Raw genomic sequence first — 13,269 nt, forward strand, 5'->3', positions numbered from 1 at the left:
AGACGTCAACCAAACTCGGGGCAGTCCCCTTGACCTCACGACAGTGCTCTTGATCATCGTCCTGATGATCTGCGTCGGCTTCGTCGAAGAGTTGCTGTTCAGGGGGTTCCTGTTCAAGGGGATACTCGCCGAGGGAAACCTCACTCGCGCCGTGCTCATCTCGGGGATCACCTTCGGGGTCGGGCATATCGTCAACCTGGCCCGCGGCTACACCGGTACCGAGCAGCTTCTCCAGATCGCCTTCGGCATTGTGCTCGGAATCGTGCTTGCGCTGCTGTTCGCCGTCACCGGCACGATCATTCCCCTCATCATCTTCCACGTCCTGTTCAACATCAGCGGAAATCTGACGGCGGAAAACAACGAGTACAACTTCTGGATGCTGCTGGTAACCGTGGTGATCAGCATCGGATATGGGACATACCTGGTCGGTAGGCTTCGCCGCCATGGTGCCGACCAAGGCGTACGCGACACCGCGCTTCCGTAAGCGCGGGAGGTGACGTGATGCGCGCTCTCGGCGCTCAAGGCCCTGAGCACGATCGCGAACGCCCTCGAGCGGGACTGACGCGGGAAGCGGCGGATGACGTGGAGCCCGCCACTCAGGCTCGAGCGCGCCGACCTGCCAAGAGCAGCGCACCGATACCGCACAGGAGCATGGCTGCGCCGGCCCACGGCATCGCTGACGGTGCGATGCCGGACTCCGCGAGAGCGGCCGGGGCGGGCTGCGACGGCGTCGGCGGCACGGCCGGCACCTCGGCTGCGACGACGGTCACGACTGCCGTCGCGACCAACGGCGAGCCCTCGCCCTGCCAGACAGTGACGGTGATCGTCCGCGAGCCCACGGTTGTGAAGCGGATGACACCCGTGCCCGGGTCGATCACGTCGCTGTCGTCGCTGCTGGCCATGTCGATCTGGCACCAGCCGCAGTCGGGGGTGTCGACGAGGTCGAACAGATTGGCGCCGAACGGGTTGTCGTAGCTGTCCCACGCGCTGATCTGCGCAGCGGAGGTGCCTCCAACGGTGACCGTGGTCGGCTGCATGCTGAAGTCGATCGACCCGACGCTGTCGTCGGGGACCACCAGGAGGTCGGTGTCTGCGGCAACGAGGCCGCCCCGCAGTGTCGCGGTCACGAGTCGGGGGCCGGCGACATAGGCATCGATGGCCGAGTCGAATCCCGCCCCGACGATCACATCGTCGGGGTGGTCGCTGGTGAACGCGACGAGATCCGTGATGTCCGCTCCGTCCCCTCCGGGCGTCGCGTCCGTCGCCACAAGGGAGATCCAGCCGGCGCGGGCCGGGGAAGGGGCGTCCCGGTAGGTGACCTGGATGCTGGTGATCCCGTCCGGTGCCCACTGCGCGTAGAAGAGCCAGGCTCCGCCGAGTTCCGCCAGCGACGTCGTGGAGGTGAACGCTGCACCGGAGCCATCCGAGGCGGCGTTCCAGGATGCGATCCTGGTGTTCGTGCGCGTGAAGTCAGGGAACTCGAGGTCGGCGTCAGAGAGCGTCGGGGCGTAGACGGTGACGTCTTCGTAGCCGTCGGCCGGGAGGTTGCTGGCCAGACGAATGTTGTAGTTGTTGCCCGTCACCGTCACGCCCGGTGCGATGCCCGCCGTGATGGTGCCGCCGTTGGCGATCGAGATGGATGACCCGCTGATGGTGCGAGTGGTGCCGTCGTCAGAGATCCGTCCGCCCGCTCCGACCGCGCCCGACGCCCCTCCGTTCATGCGCATGTCCGCCCCCAGCACCAGCGTGCCGTCCACCTGAAGGAAGCTCGCACGATTTCCGGTGCCGGCGATGAGCGTGACCGTCGCGCCGGAGGAGATCGTCAGGCGCGACAGGAAGAGGTCGTGGCCTGCCAGATCCAGGGTGAGGTCGCGGTCGATCGTGAGAGTCTCTGTGGCGGCGTTGCCCATGCTGGCAGCGAGGGTGAGAGTCGTCTCTGTGCCGGGAGAGATCGCCGTGCGCAACTCGTCGAGCGTCCGGATGTCCGCGTCGAGAGCGGCCGCCGGAGCGACGCCGAGGGTGAATGCTGCAGTGGCGCCGAGGAGGACGGCGATGATGCCGGCGCGTGAGACCGCGCGGAAGGTGGCAAATGGGGAGGGCAACGCTGACCGCCTTGAGGCTTCGCTGAGAAGACGCGTTGATCAGCGCCGATAGTGCACCGTATCGTGGACGTCGGGGCGGTGTCCAGGGTTGCGCGGGTACGGGGAATTGTTGCCGACAATGCGTCGGTATGATGGCTCTCATGGAAATCCTGAAGAACGTCATCCTTGCTCTGCACATCATCGGCGTCGTGGCGTTGCTGGGAGGGGTTCTCTACCAGACGGGCGCTATGCGCCAGGGTAAGGCCCGCGTGCTCCCCGCGATGATGCACGGCGCTTGGACGATGCTCGTGACTGGCGTGATACTGGTCGGCCTGCAGTACCCGCTGGGCAACGAGGTCAACAACGCCAAGATCACCGTGAAGCTCGCCATCCTCATCGCGATCATCGTGATCGCTCTCATCAACCGCAAGCGCGAAGTCGTCGCCTCGTGGGTGCTCCCGGCGATCGGCGGCCTGACCGTGGTCAACGTTCTCCTGGCGACCGTGTGGCGCTAGTCCTGCTCCGCCCCCGTACGGGCACCCTGCCGGGGGTTCGACCGGAACGCGAGCGCCGAGCATAATTGCGAGATGCCGAAGATCTCTGCGCCCACGGTGGCTGAGCACCGCTCGAATCAGCGCGCTGCGCTGATTCGAGCGGGCGAAGCGGTGTTGCTCGAGTCGGGGCTCGGCGCCGTCACGCCTCGCAGCGTCGGTGAGCGCGCGGGGATGGCGCGCTCGAGCTTCTATGACTACTTCCCGACCAAGGATGACCTGCTCGTCGCGATCGCGATCGACGCGATCGAGCGGTGGGATGCCGAGATCGAGGAAGCGCTTTCCGGGGTCGACGGCCTCGACGAACTCCGCCGATTCATCGACGCGACCATGGCGATGACCGCGGACGGGAAGCACGCGATCGCGGACGCGCTCCGCGACGCGGAGCTCAGCCCGAGCCGGCGCGAGGATCTGATGACCTTGCATGACGCGCTCTTGAGGCCGCTCGTGCGGGTGCTCTCAGATCTGGGGATGTCCGGGTCGAGGTCGGCCACGATGCTCGTTCAGGGCGTCCTCAGCGCCGGTGTGCAGTTGGTCACGCACGGCGTGGACCACCGCACCGTCGCTGACGACGTCTTCCGCCTTCTCACGCGCGGTCTGACGGACTGAATTCCGCCCCCCGGGGGCTGCGCGTCGGTGCCGATCGGGCCGGGCTCGATTTGGCGATCCCGGATTTCCGACATACTGTCGGAATGTTGTCGACGGACTGTCGGCAAGATCCGCTCTTGGAGAGTCCCCATGTTTCTTGCGTTGCGCGAACTGCGCTTTGCCCGCGGACGATTTACGTTGATGGGCGTTGTCATCGCCCTGATTTCGGTGCTCGTCGTTCTGCTCTCAGGCCTGTCGTCGGGCCTTGTCAACGACGGCGTCTCCGGTCTGAAGGCCATGCCGGCCTCGGCCTTCGCCTTCAACGAAGGCACGATGAAGGACAACGCCTTCAGCCGCTCCGTTGTGGATGACGATCAGCTTGCCGTGTGGCAGGAGGCCGACGGCATCGCCGAAGCCGAGCCCATGGGCGTGAACATCGTCAACGGTGTCACCGACGATGGCACCCAGATCGACCTCACTCTGTTCGGTGTCGAGCCGGGCGGGTTCCTCGCGCCCGCGGTCTCCACCGGCGAGGGTCTCGGCCCCATCGGTGGGATCGTCGTCTCCGAGCCGCTGCGCGACGAGGGAGTGGAACTCGGCACCGTGGTCACCCTGGACCGCCTCGAGCTCGAACTCACCGTCGTCGGCTTCACCGAGGGGCAGGCCACCTTCGGACACGTCGACGTGGCGTACCTGCCGCTGGACACCTGGCGGCTCATGGCCGCAGGCCAGACCCAGCCGGGTGAGCCCACCGCTGCGCAGGTGGACGTGATGGACTTCCCCTACGCCAGCGTCGTCGCCCTTCTCGCCGAAGACGGCGCAAAGCCGGACTACGAGCTCATCGACGCCGAGGCCAGCACAACGACGATGACGCTCACCGAATCGTTCAACGCGTCGCCCGGGTACGAGGCGGAGACCCTCACCCTCAGCATGATCCAGATCTTCCTCTACGCGATCTGTGCATTGGTGGTGGGCGCCTTCTTCACGGTGTGGACGATCCAGCGCTCGCACGACATCGCGGTGCTTCGCGCCGTCGGCGCCTCGAGCAACTACCTGCTGCGCGACAGCCTCGCGCAGGCCGCGATTCTCCTCTTCGGGTTCACGGCCCTCGGCGTCGGAGCCGGCGTGGGGCTGGGGGCCGCGATGCCCGCGGCGATGCCCTTCGACCTTGAACTGGCCCCGATCGCGATCGCCTCGGCGACGACAATCGCGCTCGGACTGATCGGCGCCGCGATCGCTGTGCTCCGAATCGCCCGCATCGACCCGCTTCGTGCCCTGGGAGGACAACGATGAGCTCTTCAACCACCCCCGCTCTGAAGATCAGCAACGCCGTCCTCGAGCTCGGCGACGGAGACTCGCGCGTCCGCGCGCTCGATGACGTCTCGCTCGCAGCGATGCCCGGCGAACTGGTCGCCATCGTCGGACCGTCCGGATCGGGCAAGTCCTCGCTGCTCGCGATCGCCGGCGCCCTTGCCAGCCCCGACAGCGGCACAGTCCAGGTGCACGGCACCGATCTTGCGACGATGTCCAAGCGTGCGGCTGCACGGTTCCGACTGCGCAACATCGGCTTCGTGTTCCAGTCGGGCAACCTCCTGCCCTCGCTGACCGCCACCGACCAGCTCCGGTTGGCCGGCAAGCTCGCGGGCAACCGTCACATCAAGACCGAAGCTCTGCTGGAGTCCGTCGGTATGGCGCACCGTGCCGGACACCGTCCGGGCGAGCTGTCCGGTGGCGAGCGCCAGCGGGTCGGTATCGCGCGCGCGCTCGTCAACGACCCGACGTTGCTTCTCGTTGACGAGCCGACGGCCGCACTGGACCGTCGACGCAGCCACGAGGTGGTTCAGCTCCTCGCCGATCGCGCACACAACTCCGGCGTCGCCGTCGTCATGGTCACTCACGACCGCGAGGTGCTCGAGCACTGCGACCGGATCCTGGAGATGGTCGACGGACGGCTCGGAGCGCCGGTCCTCACCCACTAGCGTTCGCGGGCAGAAACCGCAGCCTGACCGTCGGCATGTCGATCCGAATCGACATGCCGACGGTCGTTGCAGCACGTCATCGCCGTGCGCGGGTGTGTGCGGCGAGACGCTCGAGTCCTTCGTCGATCGTCACCGACGGTTTCCACGCCAGGGACCGGCGCGTGTCGCGCTGGTCGAACCAGTGCGCGGTCGAGAGCTGCTCGGCGAGGAACCGCGTCATCGGCGGCTCGTCGATGCCGGGACGAAGGGCCCATGCGCGTTCTATGACCGTCCCCGCCGCGCGGGCGAGGCCCGCGGGGACGCTCCACTGGGGCGGGCGCACACCAGCGGCGAGGCAGATGCCGGCGAGGAGGTCGCCGACCGGCCGCGGTTCGCCGTTCGTGATGACGAACGCCCGTCCGTGCGCGTCCGGCGCGCGATGCAGCGCCGCGACGATGCCTGTCGCCGCGTTGTCGACGTAGGTCGAATCGATCAGCGCTCGGCCGCCATCGATGAGCGGCAGCCGACCCCGGCGGGCGCGGTCGAGGATGCGGCCGACGAGCTGGGTGTCTCCGGGTCCCCAGACGAGGTGAGGGCGAACAGCGACCGTCCGCATCGCGGCGGAGTCCCGCGCGAGGGCGAGAAGCTCGGCCTCGGCTTTCGTGCGCGCATACTCGCCCCGGGCCTCGGCCGGTGAGGCGGGCTCCGCCCCCACCCCCGCCAGCGATGCGCCGGAATGAGCCACCGAGGGCGACGACACCTGCACGAAGCCGGACACGCCGGCCCGTTGCGCCTCGTCGAGCACGATCCGCGTGCCCTCGACGTTGACGGCGTGAAACTCAGCCGGGTCGCCCGCGAGCGATACCTTCGCCGCGAGGTGGACCACGCCATCGGCCCCGTCGACCGCGCGGCTCACGATATCTCGATCGGTGATCGTGCCGAGCACGTCGACGGCTCCCGGCACCTGACCGGGCCTGCGCTGGAGGGTGCGGACGTCGTGTCCGGCGGCGACGAGCTCCGCCGCCACCGCCCGGCCGAGGTATCCGGATGCACCGGTGACCACGACGATCATGGGCTGCTCATCCTCCCGCCGGCCAGGGTGCGTTCTGCCCACTGCGAGAGGCGTGTGCGATCGATCTTGGAGTTGTGGCGGATGTCTGTCGGCAGCCGCGGCACCGTCAGCACGGCGGCAAGTCGCAGGCCCGTCCGCCGGCGGACTTCGGCGGTGAGCTCGGGCCCCGCAAGCGCCGGGCGCGTCGTCGCAGGGATCGTTTCGACGACGGCGACGGCCTGGCGCAGCCGGTGGGGGCCGATGCCGACGACGGCGGCGCATCGGACTTGTGGGGCACCCTCGAGTTCCTGCTCCGGTCCGACCGGGGCGATCGGTCCGTCTGCGGTTGCGAGCACGTGGGGCAGTCGCCCTTCGACCCAGAGCCGTCCCGAGGTGTCGAGGTGCCCGACATCTCCCGTGCGATGCCATCGGCCGTCGAGCGGTGTGTCGTCCATGGCGGCGCGGTCGGTGAGCCAGAGCCTGTCGTAACGCGTCTTGAGATGCGCCGCGGACACGATGACCTCACCCAGCACGCCGGGCTTCTGGCTGGGCGCGCCGGTGGCGTTTCCCTCGGCGTCGAGCGCGCTGATCAGCACCTTGTTCGCGCCCACTGGCCTGCCGACGCAGACCCCCGTGTCCGCTGCGTTCGAAAGCTCGCGGAGGTCCGCGAGCGTCACGTCGGTGACCAAGAGGCATTCGGTCATCCCGTAGGGCGTATGCGGCTGCGCGGTCGGCATGAGTTCGGCGGCCGCCGCCAAGAGCGGCTCGCCGACCGGCGCTCCCGTCGACAGGAACGTGCGCACCTTCGCCAGAACGCGGCGGTCCTCGTCAGACAGCCGGTGTGCTGTTGCGACGACGTTCCTGATCGCCGCGGGGGAGAGGAAGACGACCTCGGCGTCTGACGCCTTCACGGCGGCAGCGACGGCATTCGCGGTGAGGGTCCGGGGTGCGGACACATCCATGTCCGGCGTGGCAGACCGAGTGCCCAGCGCGGGGCCGAGCAGCGCGAAAGGGGCGAAACCCGTGACGAGGCCCGTGTCGTCGCCTATCCCGAAATGCGCGGCCAGCACATCGCGCACCGCGGAGAGCTGGCGGTGGGTGTACATGACACCCTTCGCGGGCCCGGTCGAACCGGAGGTGAAGAGGATGGCGGCGAGGTCGTCCGGCCCCGGCTCGGCTGGCAGCGGTGCGGCGCTTCCGGCAGCGGCGAGCGAGGCGAGGTCATGCGAGACAGAGAGTGCCCGAGCCGACGCCCGGGGCAGCGTGGCGACCGATATCCGCAGGCCCGGCCAACGCAGCGCGCGCGCGGCGGCCAACCCGGGCAGCTCGCCGATCACGACGTCGGGCTGTGCTCCGCGCACGGCGCGCGAGAGCCCTCGCACACCGAGCCCGGCGTCAGCCACCACGACCACTGCGCCGATGCGCAGACACGCGTAGATCACGGCGGTGAGTGTCGCACCGGGAGGAACGAGGACCGACACGCGGTGGCCCTTTCGCACGCCGATGCTCGCGAAGCCGGCGGCGAGGCAACGGACCCGATCGTCGAGACGCCGCCAGCTCACCCGACGTTCGACTCCGCCGGGTGCGCTCATGTCGATGATGGCGGCGTCCTCGCTGTCCCGTCGGGCATCGAGGGCGGCCCACAGCGGCGTGAAGGCGTCAGGGTCAGGTGAATCCGGATCGACCGCGCGCTCGGTGCGGCGGTGCGCGCCCGCCGTCAGGCGGTCTTCGTTGTCGCGCAGCCACGCGAGGATTCCGTCGTCGTACGCCCTCTCTTCGGCAATGAGGTGGCCGGCACCTTCGAACCGGTGGACGTCGGCGTGCGGTAGCCGGTCCACGAGGTCGTCGAGATACCGGTCGCTGAAGATCGGATCAGCCGGGCCCCACAGAAGCAGCGCGGGTACGTCCAGGTGTGCCACGCCGTCTGCGATGCGCTGCAGTTCGGCGAAGCTCCGGTGCCCCGCATCCGCCGGAATGTCGGCCACGAAAGCGCCGATGCCCTGTCGGCGCTCCGCCGAGCGATACGGCGCGCGGTAGGCGTCTTTCACCGCGGGGCTCAGCGCCGGGCGGGCGAGGGCGAGGGTGGTCTCCAAGAACGCGCTCGTGCGCACGGTGGATGCCGCCAGCACCCCGCGCGCCCCCGCGACGCGCAAGGGGGCGGGGATCGGCGCGTCCGCGGGGTGATGCACGGCGGTGTTGAGCGCGATGACTCCCGCCAGCAGCGTGGGGTGATCCACCGCCCACCCGAGCGAGACGACCCCGCCCCAGTCGTGGCCGAGCGTGACGACAGGGGTGTCGAGGTCGAGCGCATCGGTGAAATCCGCCAGATCCCGCACCCGTCGCTCCAGCGACCTGACCGTGCCGGTGCGCGCAGAGAAGCCCATATCGAGCTGGTCGGGCGCGATGACCCGCCAAGCCGGCTGTCCCGCCTCGGCCGCGCGCAGCGATGCCTCCACGAGGCGTCGCCAGAGGTAGGACCAGGTGGGATTGCCGTGCACCGCGAGGATCGTTCCGACCGGATCGACGCCGAGACGGTCGAGTTCAGCGCCCGTATCGAAGTAGTGCCATTCGTGGTCGATGCCGGTTCCGCGTTCGGTGACCGTCAGAGTCCGGCTGCATCGGATGTCCAGACCGGGCAGCCCTTCGAGCGTCCGCCTCAGATCGTCGGTCACCAGACGATCTCCATCATCGCGGTGTTGAGCCCCGAGCCGACGCCCATGAGCAGGACACGGTCGTTCGCCCGCAGTGTCGCCTGTTCGGCGTCAAGCGTGATGGGGACGGATGCGGGTCCGATGTTGCCGAAGCGGGGGAAGGTCGTCGGCACGCGGGAGCGGTCCAGGTTCACTGCCTTGACGATGGCGTCGGTGTGGATCGAGGACACCTGATGAGTGATGTAACGGTTCATGTGCTTCCAGTCCCACTCGCTCGCGGCCTCCTTCCAGGCCGACACGACGAGATCGAGGCCGCCCTTGAGGAGCGCCTTCGCGTCGGTGAACATGCCGTCCACGCTGCCCACGCAGAGCTGGTGGAATTGCGTGGCAGCGCGCGTCACGCCCCCGAGGACACGATGCCCCTCGGGGTGCTCGTCTGCTCGCCCGAGCACGGCTGCCGCAGACCCCGATCCGAGCGTCAGCGACGCGAACTCGCTCATGAACCCGTCGCGCCCGCCTTCGGTGTGCAGCAGCCGGTCGATCGTGTTGGTCTGGATCTCATCGGCGTCCTCGCCGGCAACGACCATGGCGTACCGGATCTGCCCCGACTCGATCATGGTCGCGGCGAGGGACAATCCGTTGATGAAGCCCAGACACGCGTTGGCGACGTCGAAGTTGACCGCCGAGCTCGGCAGGCCCAGCCCGTGGTGCAGAGCCACGGCGACCGACGGCTCGAGGTTCGCTCGGGTGACCGAGGTGTTGATCAGCAGGCCCACCTCTGACGGGGAGACACCGGCGTCAGCGAGGGCGCGTTCACCGGCGGCGATGGTGGAGGCGTCGACGTACTCGCCCGGCGCCCAGTTGCGGCGCTCCTGCACCCCCGCGACGCGTTTGAGCAGCCCGCTGTGGAGCTTGAGGCGCTTCAACGACGGACCGAGGCGATCCTCGATCTCGTCCGACGTCGTCACGCGGCTGGGGAGAACGCTCGCGACGGATAGTAGCGCTACGTTGCCGAAGCGCGCGGTGGCATTACTTGGCACTGGGCCTCCCTCGAGGTTCGATGCACTCCCTCATATGCTTTCTACCTCACGCCGACGGTGCTTTGGCGGGGGTTGCGAATCTTCGGGCGAAGGTGCACGCCGTCTGGCGCTCTTGCACACGGCTAGTCTGTGTCCTTGGTGCTCCTCCCGCGCGATCCGCAGATGCGCGAATGCGAGCCGCGCGATGCTGGCGTCGACAAGAGGCAGGAGCTGATCTCGACGGTGAGTGTGATGAGCGCCATCAGGCACAGGGTGTCTGCCACCGATCCCGGCCGAACCCGGTTGAAGCTTGCCGCTGCCATCGCCACCGGCATGCTGATGAGCGCCGCCGGTGCCTGGAGCGTCGTGACGCTGCTGCACGCCGACAGCGCGCTGCTCACGGTGGGGATCTTCCTCGCCATGCAGATGGGCCTCACCCCTCACGACAAGACAGCGCGAGCACGATGCGCGACGACCGCGCTCCTGTTCATCCCCACCGCCGTGTCCGCGACGATCGCCACGATGCTCGCGCAGTGGCGGCCGCTCGAGATCGCCGTGCTGGTGGGTGTCGCGGGCGTCGGAACATGGGTGCGCCGTTTCGGTCCGCGAGCCACCGCACTCGGTTTCGCGGCGTTCTTCGGGTACTTCTTCCCCCTGCTGCTCGAGCTCACGGCCGCAGAACTGCCGTCCTTCCTCCTCGTCGCCGCCCTCTCGGTCGGGTCGCTGACCCTCATGCGCTCGACGCTGCTGTTCGAACACCCTCGGCGTCAGATCACGCTGCTGCTGCGTGAGCTTCGCAGTGCGTCGGCGGCGGCGGTCGTCGCGGCGACCCAGCCGGAGGCGCGGCATCCGAAGGTGCTTCGTGCGCGCCTGGCCCGCATCGACGGCGTCGCCCGGTCGATCACGGCCTGGCAACAGGATTTCGATACGGCTCGGCACATCAAGAGCGACGAGACGGCGTTCGCGTCGCTGGTGCTCGACGCCCGGATCGACATCGAGCAGGCATGCTCCGAACTGGTTCGGACGTCTGATCCGGATGCGCCGGAGCCCGCCGCCGCCGATCCTGCGGTCCGCTCCGCCACGGACGCACTGCTCGTCATGCTCGACAACCACGCCGAGCCGTCCGCCATCGAGCACGCGGGTACGCAGGCAGACACGCTGCTGGCGGGCCTCGGGCCCTCGTCGGCTCATCGAGTCGCGGTCGGCAGGCTTGCCCGCAGCGCCCTCGCACACAAGGCTCTGCGCGACGTCATCGGAGCCGGAGCCCCGTCGTCCACGCCGGCCCCGACGTCGGCCGCCGTCGCGAAGCCGAAGCCTCCTCCGGCGAGCGACGACGCGACCTCATCCTCGGCGAACCGGTGGTGGGACTGGCGACAGTGGCAAGTGACCACGCGGCTGGCGATTCAGATCATGGTCGCCACGACGCTTGCCACGGTCGTGGGCGAGGCGATCTCGGCGAGCCGCTGGTACTGGGCGGTGCTCACCGCGTTCGTCGTGTTCGTGGGTGCGACGACACGGGGCGCGATCCTCACTCGTGCATACAACCGCATCCTCGGAACGGCGGCGGGTCTCATCGTCGGGCTCGGGCTTGTGCTCGTCGCGCACGACCAGAAGCCGCTGCTCGTGGCGATCTGCGTGGTCGCGGCATTCGGGATGATGTACTTCGGGCCGGTCCGCTACCTGTACAGCGCGTTCTTCGTCAGCACGATGCTGGTGTCGATGTACGGATTGCTCGGAGACCTCGACAATCAGATCCTGGACCTGCGCATCGGCGAGACGATCGCCGGGGCGGTCATCGGGGTGCTGTGCGCGTACCTCATCTTCTCGTCCAACTCCCGCCCCGCACTCCTGGTGAAGATCCAGGCGTACTTCACCGCATTCGACGACCTCCTCACGGCAGGACGGAGAGCACTGACCGCCCCCGCGCGCGACTCGGAAGTGCTCGCCGCGGCAGAGCGTGTCGGCGAAGCGCTGAGCGACGTCGACACGTTCACTGCGTCGATGTCGGCCGCGATGCTCGGCCCGAAGCATCTCCAGCGGGTGCCGGTCGTGCATCTGCTCTATGTGGGCACGCGGGCCTCGGAGAGCTTTGCGCAGTCGGCCATCGCGGTGACGACCGCCGTCCCGGAGCGTCTTTTCGTCGATGATGCCGCGACGGCACTGGACGAGGCGCTGACGCATCTGCGCGGGACGGCTGACACAGCGCGCCGGTCTTTCGAGACGGATGTCGAGGCGACGCAGACCGACGATACCGTCATCCTCGATCTGCTGCCGCGCGTACCCTTCGATGCACTGTCGCCGCAGTCCTCAGCGATCGTCGATCTCTCCCGGATCAACTGGGTCATGGTGCATATCGCACAGGAGAACGGCGACCCCAGCTCGCGGTGAGTGGCCGGGCCGGCACCTGCCGACCGTCACGACGGCGCTGTCGTCACAGATCCTCGACCCACGATGTCGGCGGGGTGTCCTCGGCGTGGCCTGTCGTGCCGCCGAGCGCGTCGGCGCGGTCGTTGAGCTGCGCCACGAGCTGCTCGTCGACGATCTCGTCGCCGCTGTCCGGAGCGTCCTCCGCGACGATCTGTGACGCGGGCCCGACGAGCAGGGTCGCAACGATCCGCCGACCCTCGCGGTTGATGGCCGGAATCGCGATCGTCGCGGCTTCCCGCACGCGGGCGAGTGCCTCGCCGAATCGAAGCACGGCGGCCGCGATGTCGTCGCCGGTGATGAGTTCATCGCCGGCGTAGATGATGGTCTTCACCCGCACTGTCTACCGCCGTATGGCGGATGGGCAATGCCCCTTGCGGGTCGTCGGCCGCAGGGCGGATAATCGCGAGCGTTCCCCGTCGACGTCGCGGCGATACCGACGACTGGCGGATCGTCCACGACGAAAGGGCTGCGATGGGCAAGTTCGTCTATGACGGCCATGTCAAGGTGGACTTCGAGGACCGGCTCCTCGCGCACTTGCAGGTGACGATCACGACGAAGCTGCGCCGGGGCGAGCCCTTCACCTTTGTGTGGAAAGACGAGACCAGCATCGCGGATGGGCGCACGATGGTGTGGCTGCATCCGAGCCGGTCGATCGTCTACAAGTTCTACGGCAGTCGTACGCCGCAGCTGAATCGCGCGTGGCTCGAGGCCCTCATGTACACCGCGAACTCCCCGACGGGGCTGTACGTCGTGCCCGAGCCGCCGGACCCATCGTCGCAGAGCGGCGGCGACCGCCCCGGGCAGTGATGCCGTCTCCGGCGGCCGCCCCGAGAGCATCGTCCCGCAGGCAGAGAAGTGGGCGGGGGCTGTCCGGGGAGGTGGACGGCCCCCGCCCGTGGGGTCAACCGGCGTATTCGAACAGCGACAGGGTCAGTGTGGCGGT

General features: G+C 68.4%; 12 protein-coding genes. 7 read left to right on the forward strand and 5 right to left on the reverse strand.

The genetic code is table 11. From position 1 onward, the window contains the following. A partial coding sequence (locus AC25Y0_RS12810; RefSeq protein ID WP_488134772.1) for a CPBP family intramembrane glutamic endopeptidase occupies positions 1 to 484 on the forward strand: 484 nt, incomplete at its 5' end. Positions 485 to 596: 112 nt separating this feature from the next. On the opposite strand, the gene AC25Y0_RS12815 is transcribed toward AC25Y0_RS12810, so the two are convergent. Continuing rightward, the gene (locus AC25Y0_RS12815) at positions 597 to 2,102 is read right to left on the reverse strand and encodes a hypothetical protein (protein ID WP_488124212.1); all 1,506 of its coding nucleotides are present in this window, start codon (positions 2,100 to 2,102) and stop codon (positions 597 to 599) included. A gap of 140 nt (positions 2,103 to 2,242) precedes the next feature. Here AC25Y0_RS12815 and AC25Y0_RS12820 point away from each other — a divergent pair, with 140 nt between their 5' ends. From AC25Y0_RS12820 to AC25Y0_RS12835, 4 genes are all read left to right on the forward strand, one after another. Then, the gene (locus AC25Y0_RS12820; RefSeq protein WP_488124213.1) at positions 2,243 to 2,596 is read left to right on the forward strand and encodes a hypothetical protein; all 354 of its coding nucleotides are present in this window, start codon (positions 2,243 to 2,245) and stop codon (positions 2,594 to 2,596) included. A gap of 72 nt (positions 2,597 to 2,668) precedes the next feature. Beyond that, positions 2,669 to 3,241 carry a TetR/AcrR family transcriptional regulator gene (locus tag AC25Y0_RS12825; protein WP_488124214.1) on the forward strand — a complete coding sequence of 191 codons (573 nt, stop codon included), beginning with the start codon at positions 2,669 to 2,671 and terminating at the stop codon, positions 3,239 to 3,241. A 129-nt stretch (positions 3,242 to 3,370) separates the two neighbouring features. Further along, complete coding sequence (locus AC25Y0_RS12830) at positions 3,371 to 4,513, forward strand: ABC transporter permease (RefSeq protein ID WP_488124222.1); 1,143 nt, start codon at positions 3,371 to 3,373, stop codon at positions 4,511 to 4,513. Then, a complete protein-coding gene (locus AC25Y0_RS12835) occupies positions 4,510 to 5,199 on the forward strand; it encodes an ABC transporter ATP-binding protein (RefSeq protein WP_488124215.1) in 690 nt (229 codons plus the stop codon). Before AC25Y0_RS12830 ends, AC25Y0_RS12835 begins: the two co-directional genes overlap by 4 nt. Positions 5,200 to 5,275: 76 nt before the next feature. On the opposite strand, the gene AC25Y0_RS12840 is transcribed toward AC25Y0_RS12835, so the two are convergent. Genes AC25Y0_RS12840 through AC25Y0_RS12850 form a run of 3 tightly spaced genes read right to left on the reverse strand, consistent with a single transcriptional unit; the run spans position 5,276 to position 9,920 of the window. After that, the gene (locus AC25Y0_RS12840) at positions 5,276 to 6,250 is read right to left on the reverse strand and encodes an NAD-dependent epimerase/dehydratase family protein (RefSeq protein WP_488134773.1); all 975 of its coding nucleotides are present in this window, start codon (positions 6,248 to 6,250) and stop codon (positions 5,276 to 5,278) included. After that, positions 6,247 to 8,901 (reverse strand): alpha/beta fold hydrolase, encoded by a 2,655-nt coding sequence (locus AC25Y0_RS12845; RefSeq protein WP_488134774.1) that lies wholly within the window; start codon positions 8,899 to 8,901, stop codon positions 6,247 to 6,249. The genes AC25Y0_RS12840 and AC25Y0_RS12845 overlap by 4 nt, the downstream gene beginning before the upstream one ends. Beyond that, positions 8,898 to 9,920 (reverse strand): 3-oxoacyl-ACP synthase III, encoded by a 1,023-nt coding sequence (locus tag AC25Y0_RS12850; protein WP_488124218.1) that lies wholly within the window; start codon positions 9,918 to 9,920, stop codon positions 8,898 to 8,900. The genes AC25Y0_RS12845 and AC25Y0_RS12850 overlap by 4 nt, the downstream gene beginning before the upstream one ends. A gap of 138 nt (positions 9,921 to 10,058) precedes the next feature. Between AC25Y0_RS12850 and AC25Y0_RS12855 the strand changes: the two genes are divergently transcribed. After that, positions 10,059 to 12,287, forward strand: coding sequence for an FUSC family protein (locus AC25Y0_RS12855; RefSeq protein ID WP_488134775.1), 2,229 nt, complete (start codon positions 10,059 to 10,061; stop codon positions 12,285 to 12,287). Between the two features lie 43 nt (positions 12,288 to 12,330). Here AC25Y0_RS12855 and AC25Y0_RS12860 read toward each other — a convergent pair whose 3' ends face one another. Then, on the reverse strand, positions 12,331 to 12,657 hold the full coding sequence (locus AC25Y0_RS12860) for a hypothetical protein (RefSeq protein ID WP_488124220.1): 327 nt from the start codon (positions 12,655 to 12,657) through the stop codon (positions 12,331 to 12,333). A gap of 140 nt (positions 12,658 to 12,797) precedes the next feature. On the opposite strand from AC25Y0_RS12860, the gene AC25Y0_RS12865 reads away from it, so the two are divergent. Next, positions 12,798 to 13,133, forward strand: a complete 336-nt coding sequence (locus tag AC25Y0_RS12865) for a DUF7882 family protein (protein ID WP_488124221.1) — start codon at positions 12,798 to 12,800, stop codon at positions 13,131 to 13,133. The last annotated feature ends 136 nt before the right edge of the window (positions 13,134 to 13,269 follow it).

The organism is Microbacterium sp. Y547 (assembly GCF_057669785.1).

Excerpts from the sequence above, each read along its gene's own strand:
- AC25Y0_RS12820 (WP_488124213.1), top strand. The coding sequence starts at position 2,243 with ATGGAAATCCTGAAGAACGTCATCCTTGCTCTGCACATCATCGGCGTC.
- AC25Y0_RS12825 (WP_488124214.1), top strand. The coding sequence starts at position 2,669 with ATGCCGAAGATCTCTGCGCCCACGGTGGCTGAGCACCGCTCGAATCAG.
- AC25Y0_RS12830 (WP_488124222.1), top strand. The coding sequence starts at position 3,371 with ATGTTTCTTGCGTTGCGCGAACTGCGCTTTGCCCGCGGACGATTTACG.
- AC25Y0_RS12835 (WP_488124215.1), top strand. The coding sequence starts at position 4,510 with ATGAGCTCTTCAACCACCCCCGCTCTGAAGATCAGCAACGCCGTCCTC.
- AC25Y0_RS12840 (WP_488134773.1), bottom strand. The coding sequence starts at position 6,250 with ATGATCGTCGTGGTCACCGGTGCATCCGGATACCTCGGCCGGGCGGTG.
- AC25Y0_RS12865 (WP_488124221.1), top strand. The coding sequence starts at position 12,798 with ATGGGCAAGTTCGTCTATGACGGCCATGTCAAGGTGGACTTCGAGGAC.